Origin of the sequence: Streptomyces sp. CBMA291 (assembly GCF_014596525.1) — a bacterium.
Classification (GTDB): domain Bacteria; phylum Actinomycetota; class Actinomycetes; order Streptomycetales; family Streptomycetaceae; genus Streptomyces.
This window is the reverse complement of record NZ_MSJP01000028.1, coordinates 70566-89943: the sequence shown is the minus strand read 5'-3', so window position 1 is coordinate 89943 and position 19378 is coordinate 70566. Positions and strand designations below refer to the sequence as shown.

The 19378-nt window shown below is 72.7% G+C and carries 17 protein-coding genes; 9 read left to right on the top strand and 8 right to left on the bottom strand.

What is annotated here, in order from left to right:
* The 3 genes from BU197_RS08140 to pdhA form a co-directional block, all read right to left on the bottom strand.
* Positions 1–443 (bottom strand): biotin/lipoyl-containing protein (locus BU197_RS08140; protein WP_317453379.1); only part of this gene is annotated, 443 nt, incomplete at its 3' end.
* A 34-nt stretch (positions 444–477) separates the two neighbouring features.
* Positions 478–1458, bottom strand: a complete 981-nt coding sequence (locus tag BU197_RS08135; protein WP_188267540.1) for an alpha-ketoacid dehydrogenase subunit beta — start codon at positions 1456–1458, stop codon at positions 478–480.
* A gap of 2 nt (positions 1459–1460) precedes the next feature.
* Entirely contained in the window at positions 1461–2645 is a 1185-nt protein-coding gene (gene pdhA / locus BU197_RS08130; RefSeq protein ID WP_188267539.1) for a pyruvate dehydrogenase (acetyl-transferring) E1 component subunit alpha, read from the bottom strand.
* A 368-nt stretch (positions 2646–3013) separates the two neighbouring features.
* Here pdhA and BU197_RS08125 point away from each other — a divergent pair, with 368 nt between their 5' ends.
* From BU197_RS08125 to BU197_RS08115, 3 genes are all read left to right on the top strand, one after another.
* Positions 3014–3673: a response regulator gene (locus tag BU197_RS08125; protein ID WP_188267538.1), complete on the top strand. Its 660-nt coding sequence runs from the start codon at positions 3014–3016 to the stop codon at positions 3671–3673.
* Positions 3674–3834: 161 nt separating this feature from the next.
* Entirely contained in the window at positions 3835–4338 is a 504-nt protein-coding gene (locus BU197_RS08120; protein WP_188267537.1) for a pyridoxamine 5'-phosphate oxidase family protein, read from the top strand.
* A 15-nt stretch (positions 4339–4353) separates the two neighbouring features.
* Positions 4354–5445, top strand: a complete 1092-nt coding sequence (locus BU197_RS08115; RefSeq protein ID WP_411158460.1) for a phosphotransferase — start codon at positions 4354–4356, stop codon at positions 5443–5445.
* Here BU197_RS08115 and BU197_RS08110 read toward each other — a convergent pair.
* Both BU197_RS08110 and BU197_RS08105 read right to left on the bottom strand, forming a co-directional pair.
* On the bottom strand, positions 5435–5608 hold the full coding sequence (locus tag BU197_RS08110) for a hypothetical protein (protein ID WP_188267536.1): 174 nt from the start codon (positions 5606–5608) through the stop codon (positions 5435–5437). The two genes, BU197_RS08115 and BU197_RS08110, sit on opposite strands and share 11 nt — an antisense overlap.
* 105 nt (positions 5609–5713) lie before the next feature.
* Positions 5714–7318 carry a protein kinase domain-containing protein gene (locus tag BU197_RS08105; RefSeq protein ID WP_188267535.1) on the bottom strand — a complete coding sequence of 535 codons (1605 nt, stop codon included), beginning with the start codon at positions 7316–7318 and terminating at the stop codon, positions 5714–5716.
* A gap of 274 nt (positions 7319–7592) precedes the next feature.
* Here BU197_RS08105 and BU197_RS08100 point away from each other — a divergent pair, with 274 nt between their 5' ends.
* The 6 genes from BU197_RS08100 (at position 7593) to BU197_RS08075 (ending at position 15462) form a co-directional block, all read left to right on the top strand.
* The gene (locus BU197_RS08100) at positions 7593–9218 is read left to right on the top strand and encodes a protein kinase domain-containing protein (protein ID WP_188267534.1); all 1626 of its coding nucleotides are present in this window, start codon (positions 7593–7595) and stop codon (positions 9216–9218) included.
* 221 nt (positions 9219–9439) lie between these two features.
* Complete coding sequence (locus tag BU197_RS08095) at positions 9440–10273, top strand: hypothetical protein (RefSeq protein ID WP_188267550.1); 834 nt, start codon at positions 9440–9442, stop codon at positions 10271–10273.
* 96 nt (positions 10274–10369) lie between these two features.
* Complete coding sequence (locus tag BU197_RS08090; RefSeq protein ID WP_188267533.1) at positions 10370–11029, top strand: PadR family transcriptional regulator; 660 nt, start codon at positions 10370–10372, stop codon at positions 11027–11029.
* 194 nt (positions 11030–11223) lie between these two features.
* Entirely contained in the window at positions 11224–11958 is a 735-nt protein-coding gene (locus tag BU197_RS08085) for an ABC transporter ATP-binding protein (RefSeq protein ID WP_188267532.1), read from the top strand.
* Positions 11955–14819 carry an FtsX-like permease family protein gene (locus tag BU197_RS08080; RefSeq protein ID WP_188267531.1) on the top strand — a complete coding sequence of 955 codons (2865 nt, stop codon included), beginning with the start codon at positions 11955–11957 and terminating at the stop codon, positions 14817–14819. Before BU197_RS08085 ends, BU197_RS08080 begins: the two co-directional genes overlap by 4 nt.
* Positions 14820–14916: 97 nt before the next feature.
* On the top strand, positions 14917–15462 hold the full coding sequence (locus tag BU197_RS08075) for a bacterial proteasome activator family protein (protein WP_188267530.1): 546 nt from the start codon (positions 14917–14919) through the stop codon (positions 15460–15462).
* 141 nt (positions 15463–15603) lie between these two features.
* Here the strand turns inward: BU197_RS08075 and BU197_RS08070 are convergent, their stop codons facing one another.
* The 3 genes from BU197_RS08070 to BU197_RS08060 are packed head-to-tail and all read right to left on the bottom strand — an operon-like array spanning position 15604 to position 19214.
* The gene (locus BU197_RS08070) at positions 15604–16590 is read right to left on the bottom strand and encodes an NAD(P)H-quinone oxidoreductase (protein WP_188267529.1); all 987 of its coding nucleotides are present in this window, start codon (positions 16588–16590) and stop codon (positions 15604–15606) included.
* 48 nt (positions 16591–16638) lie between these two features.
* A complete protein-coding gene (locus tag BU197_RS08065; RefSeq protein WP_223183155.1) occupies positions 16639–17700 on the bottom strand; it encodes a potassium channel family protein in 1062 nt (353 codons plus the stop codon).
* Positions 17701–17720: 20 nt separating this feature from the next.
* Entirely contained in the window at positions 17721–19214 is a 1494-nt protein-coding gene (locus BU197_RS08060) for a molybdopterin-binding protein (protein WP_411158459.1), read from the bottom strand.
* Positions 19215–19378: the final 164 nt, after the last annotated feature.

Below are 19378 nucleotides of genomic sequence, written 5' to 3'. Positions count from 1 at the left end.
CGCTCGGGGGCGGCCGGGGTGGCGGCCGTGCCCGGTGCGGCCTTGCGGGGCCGGCGCTTGGTGGAGCTGGCGGCCACGCCGTAGCCGACGAGGACCGGCTGACGGCCCTGCGGCTCCTCCTCCTCGGCGTCCGGGGCAGCCGGGGCGGGCTCGGCCGGGGCGGAGGTCGCCGCCGGGGCGGAGGTCGCCGCCGGGGTCGCGGGAGCCTCGGGGGCCGCCTCGCCGCCGACGTTCACCGAGATGATGACCTGGCCGACGTCGACCGTGGTGCCTTCGGGGAAGAGCAGTTCGTGGACGGTGCCGTCGAAGGGGCTCGGCAGCTCGACGGCCGCCTTCGCCGTCTCGACCTCGCAGACGACCTGCCCGTCGGCGACGGTGTCACCGGGCTGGACGTACCACTTGAGGATCTCGGCCTCGGTCAGGCCCTCGCCCACGTCGGGCATCTTGAATTCGCGGATGGTCACGGTGCGGCTCTCCTCAGTACGCCAGCGAGCGGTCGACGGCGTCGAGCACGCGGTCGAGACCGGGCAGGTACTCCTCCTCCAGGCGCGCCGGCGGGTACGGCGCGTGGTAGCCGCCGACCCGCAGGACGGGGGCCTCCAGGTGGTAGAAGCAGCGCTCCGTGATCCGGGCGGCGATCTCCGCGCCGGAGCCGAAGAAGACCGGGGCCTCGTGGACGACGACCAGTCGGCCGGTCTTCTCGACCGAGCGCTGGATGGCGTCGAAGTCGATGGGGGAGACCGAGCGCAGGTCCAGGACCTCGATCGACTTGCCCTCTTCCTCGGCCGCGGCGGCGGCCTCCAGACAGACCTTCACCATCGGGCCGTACGCGGCGAGCGTGAGGTCGCCGCCCTCGCGCGCCACCCGGGCCTTGTGCAGCTCGCCGGGGATGGCCTCGGTGTCGACCTCGCCCTTGTCCCAGTAACGGCGCTTCGGCTCGAAGAAGATGACCGGGTCGTCGCTCCGGATCGCCTGCTGGAGCATCCAGTAGGCGTCCGAGGCGTTGGACGGGGAGACGATCTTGAGGCCCGCGACATGCGCGAAGAGCGCCTCGGGGGACTCGGAGTGGTGCTCGACCGCACCGATGCCGCCGCCGTACGGGATACGGACGACGACCGGCATCTTGACCTTGCCGAGCGCACGGGCGTGCATCTTGGCGAGCTGGGTGACGATCTGGTCGTACGCGGGGAAGACGAAGCCGTCGAACTGGATCTCCACCACCGGCCGGTAGCCGCGCAGCGCGAGGCCGATCGCGGTGCCGACGATGCCGGACTCGGCGAGCGGGGTGTCGATGACCCGGTCCTCGCCGAAGTCCTTCTGCAACCCGTCGGTGACCCGGAAGACACCGCCGAGCTTGCCGACGTCCTCGCCCATGATGAGGACCTTGGAGTCGTCCTCCAGCGCCTTGCGGAGCGACTCGTTGAGCGCCTTGGCGAGCGGAAGCTTCTGTACGGGCATGGTTACTTGACCTCGTCATCCGCGAAGGACGCCTGGTAGGCGGTGAACTGCGCGCGCTCCTCGTCGACGAGCGTGTGCCCGTCCGCGTAGACGTGCTCGAACATCGCGGTGTGGTCCGGGTCGGGCATGGACCGCACGGCCTCGCGGACCCGCTTGCCGAGGGTCTCGCTCTCCGCTTCCAGCTCCTCGAAGAAGGCCTCGTCGGCGTGGCCCTCGCGCTCCAGGTACGCCTTGAGGCGCAGGATCGGGTCCTTGGCCTCCCAGGCCTCCCGCTCCTCGTCCCTGCGGTACTTCGTCGGGTCGTCGGAGGTGGTGTGGGCGCCCATCCGGTAGGTGAAGGCCTCGACGAGGGTCGGGCCCTCGCCGCGGCGGGCCCGCTCCAGGGCGGACTTCGTCACCGCGAGGCAGGCCAGGACGTCGTTGCCGTCGACCCGGACGCCGGGGAAGCCGAAGCCGCGGGCGCGCTGGTAGAGCGGGACGCGGGTCTGCTTCTCGGTGGGCTCGGAGATCGCCCACTGGTTGTTCTGGCAGAAGAACACGACGGGCGCGTTGTAGACGGCGGAGAAGGTGAACGCCTCGTTCACATCGCCCTGGCTGGAAGCGCCGTCGCCGAAGTACGCGATGACGGCGGAATCCGCGCCGTCCTTGGCGATACCCATCGCATATCCGGTGGCGTGCAGCGTCTGCGAACCGATGACGATCGTGTACAGGTGGAAATTATTGCTGTTGGGGTCCCAGCCGCCGTGGTTCACCCCCCGGAACATTCCCAGGAGATTCGTCGGGTCGACGCCCCGGACCCAGGCCACACCGTGCTCGCGGTAGGTCGGGAAAACGTAGTCGTCGTCCCGCAGGGCACGGCCGGAACCGATCTGGGCCGCCTCCTGGCCGAGCAGCGAGGCCCACAGACCCAGCTCGCCCTGCCGCTGGAGGGAGGTCGCCTCGGCGTCGAACCGGCGGGTGAGGACCATGTCGCGGTAGAGACCGCGCAGCTCCTCGGCGCTCAGGTCGATGTCGTAGTCGGGGTGCTGGACGCGCTCTCCCTCGGGCGTCAGCAGCTGGACGAGCTCAGGCTCCGCCGCGCCGCGCGCGCTCGTCTTCTTGGTGGTGCTGGTGCTCGCGCTAGCGGTGCGCTTGGTGCCGCTGCTGCGTCGCGTCGTCTTGCGCGCGGCAGTGCTCTCCACGGTCACGTGCGTGCTCCTCCGTCGGTCCGGCCCCCCGGGTTCGCCGGTAAGGCCTGGGTCCCCCCTGCCGCTGGGCAAGGGGAGGCTCTCCGCCTTATCCGTGCCCTTCGCACGGGGTGGGTGCGACGCGGCCGGGGTCGGGCGTGACAGGTGCCCCGGCGAGCGCCCTGTCATACGCACGTTACCCATCGCGCGACATTCCCGCGAAACCCCACTTGACCTGCGATTTTGCTTGGATTTCCAAGTAAATCCAGAAAACGGGGAACAACGGCTGGTCAACGCGTCGGCAACGGCTGCGGAGAGCCGCCGGAACATCCGAGACGTTATCCCGCGCACCCCGGGCGCGGGAAGAGCCAATATGTGAGACTGGCAGCGTGCGCGAAGAAGGAAAAATCCGGGTATTTCTGCTGGACGACCATGAAGTCGTCCGGCGCGGCGTCCACGAGCTGCTCTCCGTGGAAGACGACATCGAGGTGGTCGGCGAGGCGGGAACGGCGGCGGACGCGCTGGTCAGGATCCCCGCGACCCGCCCCGACGTCGCGGTCCTCGACGTACGGCTGCCGGACGGCAGCGGCGTCGAGGTGTGCCGCGAGGTCCGCTCGCAGGACGAGGACGTCAAGTGCCTGATGCTGACCTCGTACGCGGACGACGAGGCGCTCTTCGACGCGATCATGGCCGGGGCCTCGGGCTACGTCCTCAAGGCCATCCGGGGCAACGAGCTGCTCAACGCGGTGCGTGACGTGGCGGCCGGCAAGTCGCTGCTCGACCCGGTGGCGACCGCCCGGGTCCTGGAGCGGCTGCGCGACGGCAACAACCCGAAGGGCGACGACAAGCTCGCCAACCTGACCGAGCAGGAGCGCAAGATCCTGGACCTGATCGGCGAGGGCCTGACCAACCGGGTCATCGGCGAGCGGCTCCACCTCGCGGAGAAGACCATCAAGAACTACGTCTCCAGCCTGCTGTCCAAGCTGGGCATGGAGCGGCGCTCGCAGGCCGCCGCGTACGTGGCACGACTCCAGGCGGAGCGCCACTGACGGAGCCGTCCCCCGAGACCCCGCTCTCCCCGTACGGCACCCGCCGAGGTCCGTACGGAGGCCGAGAGCGGGGTCGGACGCACGTTTCGGGACCTACGTCCCCGTGAAAGCGGGGCTGGGGCCCCTTTTCGGGCAGGGTGGCGATGGCGGAGAGTGGAAACATGTCCTCCGACGAGATCCGCGCCATTGAGCTGCTCAGCCGCGTGTCCTACGGCCGGGTGGCGACCAGCATGCGGGCGATGCCGTTCGTCGCCCCCGCTCGGCACATCGTGTCCGAGGGACAGGTCCTGATCCGGCTCCACGAAGGGCTCGGCTACCACCGTGCCTGCAACGGCAGCGTCGTCGCCTACGGCGCGGACAACTTCAACTCCGGATCCGAGCACCTGTGGTCCGTGCAGTTCGCCGGCACCGCCGAGATCGTCCGGCCCACCGAGGCGCAACTCAGGGCCTTCGGCTCCCAACCTGACACTGTCGACGGCGAGCCCTTCGTCCCCGTCTTCATGCGCGTCGACCCGCGGTTCGTGACCGTCCACTCCCTCGACTACCCCGGTGAGACGCCCGTCTGCCACCCTCCGGCCGCCCCCGTGGGCCGTCAGGGCGGGCCCCCCTCGGCCCGGCAGAACGCCGAGCGTTCCGTACGGCGACACCTCCACCACGTAGCGTGATCTAACATCTGGCGGGTGCCGCGCTCATCTGAAACGCTCACCCCGCCGACCACCCACCGGCCGCCGACCGCCCGGCCCGTGGGCACCCCGCCCCTCGGCGCCCTGCTGCGCCACCACCGGCACGCCGGAGAACCCCTCTCCTGCGTGCCTGTCACCGAGGGACTGCTCAACCGGGGCTTCCGTCTCTCCACCACGCGCGGCACCTACTTCCTCAAGCAGCACCTCGACGCGCCCACCGCCGACCGCGCCACCATCGCCCGCCAGCACCGGGCCACCCAGCGCCTCGGCGCCCTCGGACTGCCCGTCGCCCCGCCCCTCGCCGACTCCTCGGGCCGTACGGTCACCGTCGTCGACGGCCACTGCTACGCCCTGCACCCCTGGGTGGACGGACGGCACCGGAACGGCGCCCAGCTCTCCCCCTGCGGCTCCCGGCGCCTCGGCACCCTCCTCGGGCAGGTCCACACCGCCCTGGCCCTCGTGATGTCCGCCCCGGGGCAGGAGGACGAGGAGCCCGGCGCGGTCGCCGACGAGGACGCCCGCGCGAGCGCCGACCTCCCGGACACCTTCCGGGCCATCGGGGAACTGCTCCGGCTCGCCCGCGCCCACCACCCCCGCGACAGCTTCGACGCCCTCGCCGAGCACCGCCTCAGGGAGCGGCGCAGACTCCTCGCCCAGCACGCGCACCGGCGCCCGCCGCCCGCCACCGCCGCGGGCTGGGTGCACGGCGACTTCCACCCGCTGAACCTGCTCTACCGGGGCGCCGAGCCCGCCGCGATCATCGACTGGGACCGGCTCGGGTTACACCCCCGGGCCGAGGAAGCGGTCAGGGCGGCGGCCATCTTCTTCGTACGCCCGGAAGGCGAGCTGGCCTTGGACAAGGTGCGGGAGTACGCGCGCGCGTACCGGGAGGCGGCGGGCGCGGGACGCGCGGAACTGGCGGCGGCCGTCCACCGGGTGTGGTGGGAGCGCCTCAACGACTTCTGGACCCTGCGCTGGCGCTACCAGCTGCTCGACCGGCGGGCCGACCCGCAGTTCCCCGCCGTGTCGGCCCTGGCGGTGTGGTGGACCCGCGAGTACGAGGCGGTGCGGGACGCGTTCACGGGGTGACGGGCGCGGTGCCGGGCGCGGTGCCGGGCTCGGTGCCGGGCGCGGTGACGGGCTCGGTGCCGGGCGCGGTGACGGGCTCGGTGCCGGGCGCGGTGACGGGCTCGGTGCCGGGCGCGGTGACGGGCTCGGTGCCGGGTGTGCTCGCGCGAAGGCACCTCCACACGAAGGCGTCTCCACGCGACGGTGCCAGGGTGCGGTTCCACGTGAAACAGGCCGCCCGGCACGCTTCGTGCGTGCCGGGCGGTCCTTCCGTGCGGAGAGCGGCCGGTCAGCCGGTCGGGGCGCCGCCGCCCGTCGGAGGCGTCTCCGGGTTGACGGTCGAGGTCGGCGGCGCCTCGGTCGTCGGCTCGCCGGTCGGCTCCGTCGGCGGTGCCGTCGTCTTCGTCGGCTCCTCGGTCGGCTCCTCCGACGGGGTCGGCTCGGTCACCGGCTCGCCCGTGGTCTCCTCCGTGGGAGCGGGCTGGGTGGTCGGCCGGTGGGTGCGCGGCGGCGTCCACGGCTGCTGGGTGGCGCCGCCGTCGGAGTTGCCCTGGTCGCGCGTCGGCTCCTGGGACGGCTCCTCCGAGGGCGTGGGCTCCTCCGAGGCGGTCGTCGGCGCGTCGGTGACCGTCGGGGTGTTGCCGGGCGAGTCGTCCGTACGGCCCGGCGGGTCCAGCGCGAAGACGATGCCGACGACGACCGCGATCAGCGCGAGCGCGGCGAACAGCCACACCTTGCCGCGCCCGGCACGGCCCCGGCCCTGCTGGTAGCCGACGTCCTGGCCGTAGCCGCCGGCGGCGACCGGACCGCCGTCGTAGCCGCCGTAGCCGCCGTCGTCCGGGTTCATCGGCGGGAGGATCGGGCCCTGCGCGGTCTCGCCGTGCATCGGGTGGCCCATGGCGGTGGTCGCCGCCATCCCGTTGACCTGGGTGTGCACCCCGTCGTGCAGACCGACGGGGCCGGTGTTCCACGTGCCGGTGTGGCCGCCCTGCTGCTGGAGCATCTGGAGGCCGTACTGGATGAGCCCGCGCATCTCCTCGGCGCTCTGGAACCGGTCGTCCGGGTCCTTCGCGAGCGAGCGCATCACCAGACCGTCGAGCTCCGGCGGCACGGCGTGCGTCACCTCGGAGGGCGGCACCGGGGTGTCCTGGACGTGCTGGTACACGACGGAGAGCGGCGTCTCGCCGGTGAAAGGCGGACGCAGCGCGAGGAGTTCGTAGAGGAGACAGCCCGTCGCGTACAGGTCGGAGCGGTGGTCGACGGCCTTGCCGAGGGCCTGCTCCGGGGAGAGGTACTGCGGGGTGCCCATGACCATGCCGGTCTGCGTCATCGTGGACTGCGCGCCGTGCAGGGCACGGGCGATGCCGAAGTCCATGACCTTCACCGCGCCGCTGTGGGTGATGATCACGTTGGCGGGCTTGATGTCCCGGTGCACGATGCCGTGCTGATGCGAATATGCCAACGCCTCAAGCACCCCGGAGACGATGATGAGGGCCTGCTCGGGGCCCGGCGCCTCGGCGCTGAGCAGCAGGTCGCGGATGGTGCGGCCCTCGACCAGCTCCATCACGATGTACGGCACGGGCCGCCCGCCCACGAGGTCCTCGCCGGAGTCGTACACGGCGACGATCGCATGGTGGTTGAGGCCCGCGACGGACTGCGCCTCGCGGGTGAACCGGGCCTTGGAGACCGGGTCCTCGGCCAGGTCGGCGCGGAGGAGCTTGACGGCGACGGTGCGGCCGAGCCGTACGTCCTCCGCCGCGAACACCTCGGCCATGCCGCCGCGGCCCAGACGGTGCGTCAGCCGGTAGCGTCCGTCACCGACGACGCCACCGACGCCCCAGGACTCCGCTGCCGCGTCCGGCACACCGCCACCTGCTCCGGATTCGGGTGCCATCAGTCCTCGCCGTCGTCTGTCGTGCCGTGTCCAGTCGTCACGCTACAGGCTTCGTACGACATCACGGTCCGAGATGGACCGGCCATCCAACCCCGTTCACGTACACCTGTGCAAATTCGATGGGATTCCTCCGCCCGCCCGCGAACCCTTCGGATATCCGCCCTGTGCGGAGGGTCACGGAACGGGCACCCGGCTTGACGTGTCGGTGCCCTGGGGCAGACTTGGCCAGGAAATTCGGATCGACGCCGCCACGCGCGCGTAGGGGGAAGCACGGATGAGCCAGGACGGCGCACAGGGCCGCTACGCGGGCGGTTCGGTCGCGGGCGGCCGGTACCAGCTGCGTGACCTTCTCGGCGAGGGCGGCATGGCCTCCGTCTACCTGGCCTACGACAGCGCCCTCGACCGGCAGGTCGCGATCAAGACCCTCCACACGGAGCTGGGCCGGGAGCAGTCCTTCCGCGAGCGGTTCCGGCGCGAGGCGCAGGCGGTCGCGAAGCTGTCGCACACCAACATCGTCTCCGTCTTCGACACCGGCGAGGACACCCTCGACGGCGCCGTCATGCCGTACATCGTCATGGAGTACGTGGAGGGGCAGCCGCTCGGCTCGGTCCTCGCCTCCGACATCCGGCAGTACGGGGCGATGCCCGCCGACAAGGCGCTGCGGGTGACCGCCGACGTCCTCGCCGCCCTCGACGTCAGCCACGAGATGGGCCTGGTCCACCGGGACATCAAGCCGGGCAACGTGATGACGACCAAGCGCGGCGTGGTCAAGGTCATGGACTTCGGCATCGCGCGGGCCATGCAGTCCGGCGTCACCTCGATGACGCAGACCGGCATGGTCGTCGGCACCCCGCAGTACCTCTCCCCCGAGCAGGCCCTGGGCCGCCCCGTGGACGCCCGCTCCGACCTCTACTCGGTCGGCATCATGCTCTTCCAGCTGCTGACCGGCCGGCTGCCCTTCGACGCCGACTCCCCGCTGGCCATCGCCTACGCGCATGTACAGGAGGAGCCGGTCGCCCCGTCCTCCGTCAACCGCGCGGTGACCCCGGCGATGGACGCGCTCGTCGCCCGCGCCCTGCGAAAGAACCCGAACGAGCGGTTCCCGAGCGCCTCCGCGATGCGCGACGAGTGCCTGCGGGTGCTCTCGGCGGGCCAGAGCGGCGCCCCGGTGATCGTCCAGGGCGGTCCCGTCAGCAGCGGCGCGGGCGTCGGCTCCGCCGTCTTCCCGCCGATCGGCGCCCCGCAGCCCGGCCCGCACCCCGCGCCCCAGGGCGTCCAGCAGCCGTATCTGCCGCCGACGCCGCAGCCCGGCCCGTACGGCCCCGCGACCCCCGCGCCCGCCCCCACCTACGGCTACCCGCCGCAGGCTCCGACGCCCGCGCCGATGTACCAGGCTCCCGCGCCCGCGCCCTACGCGCCGGTGCACACCCCCGCGCCCGCCCCGTCCGCCGGGCGCCCCCGGCGGAACACCCCGGTCGTCGTGGGCGCGATCGTCGTCGTCCTCCTCGCGGTCGGCGGGGTGTTCCTCGCCCGCGACCTCATGAAGAAGGACGAGGGCCAGCAGGCGGGCGGGACCGGGCGGCAGGAGCAGACGGCGGCGCCCGGCCACAAGGGTCCCGACCTGAGCAAGACCATCGACGCGAAGAAGTGCACCCAGCCGACCGAGTCGAGCGACGACCCGGAGAAGTTCGAGGTCCCCAGCCTCACCTACAAGAACATCCAGTCGGTGAAGGACTGCGTCCAGGCGGCGGGCTGGAAGATCATGGTCCAGACCCCGGTGGACGAGTCGACCTACGGCGAGGGCACGGTCCTTGAGCAGTACCCGCCGGCCGGGGCGGACATCACCGACAAGGACGCCGAGTTCACCCTCAAGGTCTCCACGGGCAACCCTCCGCAGTAACCCCCGGCCCCTCCGCGCGCCGCCCGGCCCCTCGGCCCGGCGGCGCCGTGACTCCCGGGGCTCCTCCCGTACGTACTCCGCCGTACTCCGCCGTACTCCGCCACGAGAGCGCCCCGGACTCTTCCCTTACCCCCGCCGCCCCGTCCCGGATGCCGGGAGCGGTCCGGCGTGTGACGCTGGGCGCACCACCTCGGCGGCTCGGTACGGGAGGGGTTCACCCGGTGATTCCAGCACTCCGCAGGGCCCGGTCACGCAGGGTCGGCCCCACGCTCGCCTGCGCGTTCACCTGCGCCGCGGCGCTGTACGGGGCTCCTCACGGGTACGGCGCGGCGCCCCGGGGAGCCGGGGCGGACAGCGCCTCCTCCGCCCACACCCTGCCCCGCGCGCTCGGGGAGGGTGACTCGCCCTTCCCCGCACCCACCCTGCCCCGCGCACTCGGCGAGGACACGGCCGCGCGCCCCGCGCACGCCCCCGTCCCCGCTCCCGATCCCACGCCCGGACCCGCCCTCTCCTCGCCTCCGGCCCCCGCCCCGCCCCCGGCCGGTGCCGCCGCGGCCCCCTCCGGGACCGGATCCGCGTCGCCGGGCCGTCCCCCCGGCGCGTCCGGAGCGCCCGCGCACGCCGGGAGCGCTTCCCCCGGGCACCTCGCGCCCCCCGTGTCGAGCGCCGAGCCCACCGACGCCCCCGCGCCCAGCGACCCCGCCTCCCTGGCCGGGCTCCCCGCCGGGGAGGGGCGCGTGCGGCCCGGACGCCCACCGGGTCCGACCGCCTCCGCGAGCGCCGGGACCACACCGGGCGGGGCCACCCGTACCGAAACCGCTACAGAACCGGGGGCCCGCGACGGCGCCGGGGAGGAGGAGGGGACGGTACGTGAGGAGGAGGCGCCCCTTCCGGCGACCCCGTCCGCCAGTCGGCCCGCCGCCGCACCGCAACTGGCGGCGAAAAACTCGTCTCCCCTCGCCGACCAGCGCATTCCTGTGTTCACCCTGGGGGTGGGGCTCTCCCTGATGGGGCTCGGCATCGGGTTCCTCGGGCTGCGGATGCGACGCCGCTGAGCCCTCCGGAGCCGTCCGGGTCCCCCTTGAGACGGACCCGCCGCTTCCCTCTCAGGACGGTTGCCGGGCTCGGCATACCCGGTATACATACTGAGTATGTCGATTCGCCATGGGCTCCTCGCCCTCCTCGAACGCGGTCCTCGGTACGGCTCCCAGCTCCGCACGGAGTTCGAGTCGCGCACCGGCTCCACCTGGCCGCTCAACGTCGGTCAGGTCTACACGACCCTCAGCCGTCTCGAACGCGACGGCATGGTGACCCAGAGCGGCGAGGACACGGCCGGGCACACGCTCTACGCGATCACCGACGCCGGTCGCGCCGAGCTGAGAACCTGGTTCGGGAAGCCGGTGGACCGCAGCAGCCCCGCCCGCGACGAGCTGGCCATCAAGCTCGCCATGGCCGTGGGCGCCCCCGGTGTCGACATCCGCGACGTCATCCAGTCCCAGCGCCGCCACACCGTGAAGGCGATGCAGGACTACACCCGGCTCAAGGCCCAGGCGCTGGCCGCCGTCGAGACCGGCGGCGCCCGCGAACGGGACGACGTGGCCTGGCTGCTCGTCCTGGAGCAGCTGATCTTCCAGACCGAGGCCGAGGCCCGCTGGCTCGACCACTGCGAGTCCCGCCTCATCCGCCTCTCGACGACCGGCCCGAACCCGGGCCCGACCACCCCACCGCACACCACCGACCCGGCGACGGACACGGCACCCGGCCCCCCGGCGGCCCGGGACACCGCCCCGCCACTGGGCCGGACCCGCTGACCGCCCCACCACCGGGCAGCAGCCACCTACCGCCCCACCGCAAGTCCGGACCCGCCGGCCGCACCGGCCGCACCGGCACCGGGCGAAGCACGCGGACCGCACGGTCGCGCCCGCCCGTATCTCCTTCGCACCACCTTCCACCGCTCGCTCACGTGCCCGGACGACCATCGGGCACGTCCAAGGGGGGACCCTTCATGTCCGCACCGCAGCCCGTGCTGCAACTCAAGAACCTGACCCGAGTCCACGGCTCGGGCGCCACCGAGGTGCACGCCCTGCGCGGGATCGACCTCGACGTCTACCCCGGCGAACTCGTCGCCGTCATGGGCCCGTCGGGCTCCGGCAAGTCCACGCTGCTCACCATCGCGGGCGGCCTCGACGCCCCCTCCTCGGGCCAGGTCGTCGTCGAGGGCACCGACATCACCACCCTCGGGACCAAGCAGCTCGCCGCCCTGCGCCGCCGCAGCATCGGCTACGTCTTCCAGGACTACAACCTCATCCCGGCGCTCACCGCCGCCGAGAACGTGGCCCTCCCCCTCGAACTGGACGGCACCTCCGCCCGCAAGGCGCGCGCCGAAGCCGTCAAGGCCCTGGAGGAGATGGGGCTCGGGCACCTCGCCGACCGCTTCCCCGACGAGATGTCCGGCGGTCAGCAGCAGCGCGTGGCCGTCGCCCGCGCCCTGGTGGGCGACCGCCGCCTGGTCCTCGCCGACGAGCCGACCGGCGCCCTCGACTCCGAGACCGGCGAGTCCGTGCTCGCCCTGCTCCGCAGCCGCTGCGACGCCGGTGCCGCCGGGGTCCTCGTCACCCACGAGCCCCGGTTCGCCGCATGGGCCGACCGGGTCGTGTTCCTGCGGGACGGCGCCATCGTCGACCAGACGGTGCGCAGCGACGCCGACTCCCTGCTTTCGGGCCAGGTGGCCGAGGCGTGAAGACCTGGTTCCACTCCTGGCGGGCCGCGATCCGCATCGCCCGTCGCGACGCCTGGCGTTCCAAGGGCCGCAGCGCCCTCGTGCTCGCGATGATCGCCCTGCCGATCCTGGGCGTCAGCGCCTTCGATCTGACCTACCGCAGTTCCCAGCTCTCCCCCGTCGAGCAGGCCGACCGCCAACTCGGCGCGGCGGACGCCCGGTTCAAGGACCCGAATTACGGCGGTGCCCCGGTCCTCCAGGACCCGACCGGCGACATGAACACTCCGGTCGGGGACTACGAGGACAAGCCCTGGCCGAGCGGTCCCACCGACGTGCCCAAGGCCATCCCGGCGGGCTCCACCGTCCTCACGGACACCGTCGGCTCGGCCAAACTGACGACGGCCCACGGTTTGCTCGCCACCGAGGTACGCGAGCTGAAGGCGTCCGACCCGATGGCCCGGGGCATCCTGCCGCTTCTGGAAGGGCGTTACCCGGAGAAGAACGACGAGGTCATGGCGACCTCCCACTTCCTCGAAGTCAGTGGCCTGTCGATCGGTTCCCCCCTTTCCGCCCGCAACTTCGATCGCCCGTACCTGATCGTCGGCGCCTACGAGATTCCCGACTCGCTGAAGACCGACCAGATCAACGCGCTGCCGGGGGCCTTCCTCGCCCCGTACGGGAAGGCCGTCGAGAAGGCCGGTCTGCCCGCGCCCGACCTCTCCACCACGTATCTGGTCCGCAAGGCCGGTGGTTTCACGTGGAACGCGGTCCAGGAGATCAACACCAAGGGCGTGACCGTCGCTTCGCGCGCCGTGCTCCTCGACCCGCCCGCCAAGTCGGAGGTCCCGCTCTTCCAGAAGGGCGGCTGGGGCGACTACGGCTCCGGTCCGGAGTCGAACACCGCCGCCGTCGCCTCCCTCGTCACCGTCGTGGGCCTGGCCATGCTGGAGATCTGTCTGCTGGCCGGTCCCGCCTTCGCGGTCGGCGCCCGGCGTTCGCGCCGTCAGCTGGGTCTGGTCGGGGCCAACGGCGGTGCCCGCAGCCACATCCGGGCCATCGTCCTGAGCGGCGGTCTGGTGATCGGCGTCGCCGCGGCGGTCATCGGCACGGTCCTCGCCGTGATCCTCACCCTGCTGCTCCAGCCGCTCCTCGAAGACGCCATGGGCCAGCGGTTCGGCGCCTTCGACGTCCGGCCGCTGGAAATCCTCGGCATCGCGCTGCTCGCCGTCCTGACCGGTCTGCTCGCCGCGGTCGTCCCCGCCTTCACCGCCTCCCGGCAGACCGTCCTCGCCTCGCTCACCGGCCGGCGCGGGGTCCGCCGCAGCAGCAGGGTGCTGCCCCTGATCGGTCTCGGCGCCCTCCTCCTGGGCGGCGCGGCAGCCCTCTTCGGCTCGATGGTCTCGGAGGAAGCCTTCCTCGTCGCGGCGGGCTCCGCCCTCGCCGAGCTGGGCTTCGTCGCCATGACCCCGGCCCTGGTGGGCCTGTTCGGGCGGGTCGGACGCTGGCTGCCGCTGTCGCCCCGGCTCGCCCTACGCGACGCCGTCCGCAACCGGGGCCGTACGGCACCCGCCGTCGCCGCCGTCCTCGCCGCCGTCGCGGGCACGGTCGCCGTCTCCACCTACATGGCGAGCACCGAGGCGGACAGCAGGTCCCAGTACCAGGCCGAACTGCCCTACGGAGCGGTCTCCGCCCTCGTCATGGAGGAAGGCGGCCGGGACGTCCCCGCCGTCCGCGAGGCCGTCTCGCGCTACTTCCCGGTCGACGTACGCGCCGACGTCGAGCGCGTCTCTGTCGGCAAGCCGGGCTGCTCCCTGTGGGGCGGCGGGGCGGGCTGCGGCAGCTACGAGGTCGTCGTCCCCCCGGCCAACGAGTGCCCCCTGTTCGCCCCGGTAGCCGACGGCAGCGACCCCTCGGCCCGGTTCACCCCCGAGCAGCGGAAGAAGCTCCTCTCCGAGGACTGGCGCTGCACGGATTCGTCCGGCAGGGGCACCATCTACACCGACGGCGGACTTCTCGTCGGCGATGCCAAGCTCCTCCAGGTCCTCGGCATCGAGGACGCGGGCGCGGTGAAGGCCCTCGCCGAGGGGAAGATCGTCAGCTTCTCCCGTGCCCAGGTCGACAAGAACGGCGGCATCGGCATCAAGCAGATCACCGACAACGCCGCCGCCGAGAAGGCCGCCCAGGAGGGCCGCCCCGCCCCGGGGAAGATCACCTCCATCCCCGCCTACCGGGTCCCCGGGCAGCCGAAGACCTACGGCCTCCGGGCCCTGATGACCCCGGCCACGGCCAAGGCCGCCGGTCTGGCCACGGTCCCGATGGGCACCTTCGCCAGCACCGAGCGGATGCCGGACGGCGAGGCCCGTCAGAAGCTCGACGCCGAGTTCTCCAAGCTCGGCAGCAACGTCGAGATGCATCTGGAGGAGGGCTTCGTCGCCCGGTACACCCTCGTCCTGCTCGCGCTCTCCGTCTTCGCGGGCCTCGTCACCATCGGCGCCGCCGGAATCGCCACCGGTCTCGCCCAGGCCGACGCGGAGGCCGATCTGAAGACGCTCGCCGCCGTGGGCGCCCCGCCCCGGGTCCGCCGTACCCTCAGCGGTTTCCAGTGCGGAGTCGTCGCCGCGATGGGCGTGGTCCTGGGCTCGGCGGCCGGCATCCTGCCCGCCGTGGGGCTCCGGCTCACCCAGGAACGCGACCAGATCCGCTACTACGAGATGAACCTCGCCGAGGGCTGGGCGAGCGACATGACCCGGCCGGACCTCGCGATCGTCATCCCCTGGGAGACCCTCGTGGGCCTGCTCGTGGTCGTCCCGCTCGGCGCCGCGCTGCTCGCGGCTCTGGTCACCCGTTCGCGCGGGGCGGTGGCCCGGCGCGCGGCGACCTGACGCTCTTCGTTGCCGTCCTGTGCCCCTGGACAAGGGTGGATCACCCTTGTCCAGGGGCACACCCTGTGATGACGCACCTGTACGAGAGAATGGCGGCATGGAGATGCCGAGGAATGACAGGTCGCAGGAGAGCCCCCCGATCCTCATCTTGGGACAGGACGGGATGGCACTCGGCGGCGCCCAGGGCGACGACGAAACCCGCGAGGTCCCGGTGACGGATATGGTCGAGCAGCCTGCGAAGGTCATGCGGATCGGCAGCATGATCAAGCAGCTTCTGGAGGAAGTGCGCGCGGCCCCTCTCGACGAGGCCAGCCGGGTCAGGCTCAAGGACATCCACGCCAGCTCCGTGAAGGAGCTGGAGGACGGGCTCGCGCCCGAGCTGGTGGAGGAGCTGGAGCGGCTCTCCCTGCCCTTCACGGACGAGGCGATCCCCTCCGAGGCCGAGCTGCGCATCGCGCAGGCCCAGCTGGTGGGATGGCTCGAAGGGCTGTTCCACGGCATCCAGACGGCACTGTTCGCCCAGCAGATGGCGGCCCGTGCCCAGCTGGAGCAGATGCGCAGGGCGCTCCCGCCCGGCGCTTCCCACGACGATGACGACGACCACGGACACGGCCACGCGGTCCGCTCGGGCCCGTATCTGTAGCCCGTGTCCGTAGCCGTCCGACGGCTCGGCGAGGCACGTCACGGCAAGGCGAAGGGGCCCGGCACTCGGTGTGCCGGGCCCCTTCGCCGTATGCCCGACCGGGGTGTCCGGGACGGGCCGGGGCCGGGGCAGGGGCCGGGGTCAGGCCGAGGGCGCGAGCAGGAGCACCTTGCCGACGTGGTCGCCGGACTCCAGGACCCGGTGGCCCTCGGCCGCCTCCGCGAGCGGCAGCGTCCGGTCGACGACCGGACGGACCGTACCGGCGGCGATCAGCGGCCAGACGTGCTCCCGTACGGCGGCGACGATCGCCGCCTTCTCGTCGGCGGGACGGGACCGCAGCGTGGTCGCCATGACGGCGGCACGCTTGGCGAGCAGCGCCCCGAGGTTCAGTTCGCCCTTCACCCCGCCCTGGAGCCCGATGATCACCAGTCGGCCGTTGACGGCCAGCGCCTTCACGTTGCGCTCCAGGTACTTGGCGCCGACGATGTCGAGGATGACGTCCGCGCCCGCCCCGCCCGTCGCGTCGGCAAGCTCCGCGACGAAATCCTGCTCGCGGTAGTCGATGAGGATGTCCGCACCGAGTTCGGCGCAGCGCGCCAGCTTCTCCGGGCTTCCGGCGGTGACCGCGACCCGCGCCCCGACCGCCTTCGCCAGCTGGATCGCCATCGTCCCGATCCCGCTCGCACCACCGTGCACGAGGAGCGTCTCGCCCGGCCGCAGATGCGCGATCATGAAAATGTTGGACCAGACCGTGCAGGCGACCTCGGGCAGCGAGGCGGCCGTGGCCAGATCGACGCCCTCCGGCACGGGAAGCAGCTGCCCGGACGGGACGACGACCTTCTCCGCGTAACCGCCGCCCGCGAGCAGCGCGCACACCGGGTCGCCGACCGCCCAGCCCGCCACCCCCGGCCCGAGCGCGGCGATCCGGCCCGAGCACTCCAGACCGGGATACGGGGAACTGCCCGGCGGCGGGGCGTAGAAACCCTGCCGCTGGAGCAGATCGGCGCGGTTGACGGCGCTCGCCACCACCTCGACGAGGACCTCGCCCTCGCCGGGGACGGGATCGGGCACCTCGGCCCAGATCAGAGCCTCGGGACCACCGGATTCCGGAATCGTGATCGCATGCATGGTGGCGAATTTACTCCCGCCTCCGTCCCCCCGACCGGCGCCCCGCGCTCAGTCCTCGGGCGGGGTCCTGAGCGGGGTGACCGGGTTGGCGCGCACGATGGTGATCACCCGGTCGGTGAGCTGGAGCGGGCTCGCGGCGGGGTCGTCGTAGCTGAGCAGCCGGTGCCCGCGCAGCACGCTCACCACCAGGTCGCCGGTCTCCCGGACGCTCTTGCCCGCCTCGCTCTTGGTGACCGGCCGTTCCACCAGGTCGAGGCCCGAACCCTGCTGGATCAGGTCCTCCATCACCGTGCCGGCGCTGGGGCTCAGCACCGACAGACCGAGCAGCCGCCCGGCGGCGCTGGCGCTGGTGATGACCGCGTCCGCGCCGGACTGGCGCAGCAGCGGCGCGTTCTCCTCCTCGCGGACCGCCGCGACGATCTTCGCGCCCCGGTTGAGCTGGCGTGCGGTGAGGGTGACCAGGACGGCCGTGTCGTCGCGCTGGGTGGCGATGATGATCTGGCGGGCCCGCTGCACTTCGGCACGGAGCAGTACGGCGCTGCGGGTGCCGTCGCCGACGACACCGACGAACCCGTCCGCGTTCGCGGTCTCGATGACCTTGCCGGACGGATCGACGATGACGATCTGTTCCTTGCTGAGGCCGGTCGCGCAGAGGGTCTGGATCGCGGACCGTCCCTTGGTGCCGAAGCCGACGATGACGGTGTGGTCGCGCAAGGTGGACCTCCAGCGGTTCAGCCGGAACTCTTCACGGGTCCGTTCGGTGAGGACTTCGAGAGTGGTACCGACCAGGATGATCAGGAACAGCACGCGCAGTGGCGTGACCAGCAGGATGTTGGCGAGCCGCGCCGAGTCGCTGTACGGGACGATGTCGCCGTATCCGGTGGTGGAGAGCGTCACGGTCGCGTAGTAGGCACAGTCGAGGAAGTCGAGCGTCTCATTGGCGTTGTCGTGATAGCCCCCGCGGTCGATGTAGACGATCACGACGGTCACGACGAGCACGGCCAAGGCCATGAGCAGTCGCTTCCCGACCTGCCGCAGGGGCCGTTCGACGATCCGCCGGGGCAGTCGGATGCTCGGACCTGCGATCCGTTCGTCCGCCCGGCGGGCCATCACGTCACGACTGGGAAGTTTCACGTGAAACACGCTCCTTGGGCCGTTGCGGCCCCCTCGTCCATGGGCCAGGGAAGGTCGAGGACGTCCAGCTCCCTGCCGGGGTGCGCTCCGCCGGGCGGGACGACGGCCAGACCGTCGGCGACCGCGATGCCGCGGAGCATGGCCGGCCCGTTGTAGCGCAGCGGCAGGGCCCGGCCGTCCCGGCGGACGACCGGGACGAGCCGCGTGTCGTACGGGTGCCCCTGCACCTCTCCCACCAGGAGGGCCGTCCCCACTTCCGTGGGTGCCTCGGGCTTCCGGAGTGCTTCGGCTTCCCTGGATGCCTCGGTTTCCCTGGGTGCTTGGGATGCCCGAGGCCCTTCGACTTCCCGAGGCCCTTCGGTCTCCTGGGGTGCTTCGGTCTCCCGGGGTGCTTCGGTCTCCCGGGGTGCTTCGGTGAGGGCCTTGAGGAGGGGTTCGGCGAGGGTGAGGAGGCCGGAGACGGCGGCGAGCGGGTTGCCGGGGAGTCCGACGAGATGGCGGACGGGACCGGAGCGGTCCGGGCCCTCGGCGAGCCGGGCGAGCAGCATCGGGTGGCCGGGACGGACCTTCACGCCGTCGACGAGGAGGGTCGCGCCCGCCTTGTCGAGCACGCCGTGGACGTGGTCGACGGGCCCTGCGGCGGTGCCTCCGGTGGTCACGACCAGGTCGGCGGGGGAGCCGGTGACGGCCTCGTACAGCTCCTGGGCGTCGTCACCGATGCGGCGGGTGCCGAGGACCTCGGCGCCGAGCGCGGTCAGCCAGGGGCCGAGCATCGGGCCGAGGGCGTCCCGGATAAGCCCCTCGTGCGGGAGGCCCGCCGTGAGCAGTTCGTCGCCGAGGACGAGGATCTCCACCCCGGGGCGGGGCACCACGGGAAGCTCGTCGTATCCCGCCGCCGCCGCGAGCCCGAGGACCACGGGCGTCACCGAGGTGCCCGCGGGCAGCAGCCCGTCGCCGGAACGGCACTCCTGGCCCCGGCGCCGGATGTCCTGGCCGGGCACGACCTCGCGCAGCGCGTGCAGCACGAGCCGCCCGGCGCCGGAGTCGGCGCCCGTCCGGGGCTCCTCGACCCGTACGGGGGCGGGTCCGGTGCGGGCAGGCTCGGCGGAGGCTGACTCGGCACGGGCGGACTCGGCGGGGGCCGCTTCGGCGCGGGCCGCTTCGGTGGGGGAGGTCTCGGTGCGGGCCGATTCGGCGGGGGAGGTCTCGGTGCGGGCGTGCTCGGTGCGGAGGACGGCGGTGGCGCCCGCCGGGACCCGGGCGCCGGTGGCGATCCGTACGGTCTCGCCCTCGGCGAGTTCGGGCACCGCTCCGGGCCCGGAGGCATGGCCCGCGAGTACGGCGGTCTCCGTGCGGACCGTCCAGGGGCCGGGCCCCGCCACCGCCCACCCGTCCATGGCGGAGGTGTCGAAGGGCGGCAGATCGGTGAGGGCCCTCAGCGGCTCGGCGAGTATCCGGCCCAGCGCCGGTCCCAGCGGTACGCGCACCACCGTCCGGGCACCCCGGGCCCCGGCCCCGGCGCGGGCGGCGACGGCTCGCGCCTCGGGCCAGGCGGTGGCGCGGTGCGGGCGCGCGGTCGGGGTGTCGCCCCCGGTCCCGGAACCCCCCGGGCCACCCTGACCATCCGGGCCTCCCCGGGCTCCGGGGAGGGGTG

Coding starts and splice junctions, on each gene's coding strand:
- BU197_RS08120 (WP_188267537.1), top strand. CDS start 3,835: ATGTCCTCCGACGAGATCCGCGCCATTGAGCTGCTCAGCCGCGTGTCC.
- BU197_RS08065 (WP_223183155.1), bottom strand. CDS start 17,700: ATGGCCCGCCGGGCGGACGAACGGATCGCAGGTCCGAGCATCCGACTG.
- BU197_RS08075 (WP_188267530.1), top strand. CDS start 14,917: ATGGAGATGCCGAGGAATGACAGGTCGCAGGAGAGCCCCCCGATCCTC.
- BU197_RS08105 (WP_188267535.1), bottom strand. CDS start 7,318: ATGGCACCCGAATCCGGAGCAGGTGGCGGTGTGCCGGACGCGGCAGCG.
- BU197_RS08090 (WP_188267533.1), top strand. CDS start 10,370: ATGTCGATTCGCCATGGGCTCCTCGCCCTCCTCGAACGCGGTCCTCGG.
- BU197_RS08135 (WP_188267540.1), bottom strand. CDS start 1,458: ATGCCCGTACAGAAGCTTCCGCTCGCCAAGGCGCTCAACGAGTCGCTC.
- BU197_RS08100 (WP_188267534.1), top strand. CDS start 7,593: ATGAGCCAGGACGGCGCACAGGGCCGCTACGCGGGCGGTTCGGTCGCG.
- BU197_RS08085 (WP_188267532.1), top strand. CDS start 11,224: ATGTCCGCACCGCAGCCCGTGCTGCAACTCAAGAACCTGACCCGAGTC.
- BU197_RS08070 (WP_188267529.1), bottom strand. CDS start 16,590: ATGCATGCGATCACGATTCCGGAATCCGGTGGTCCCGAGGCTCTGATC.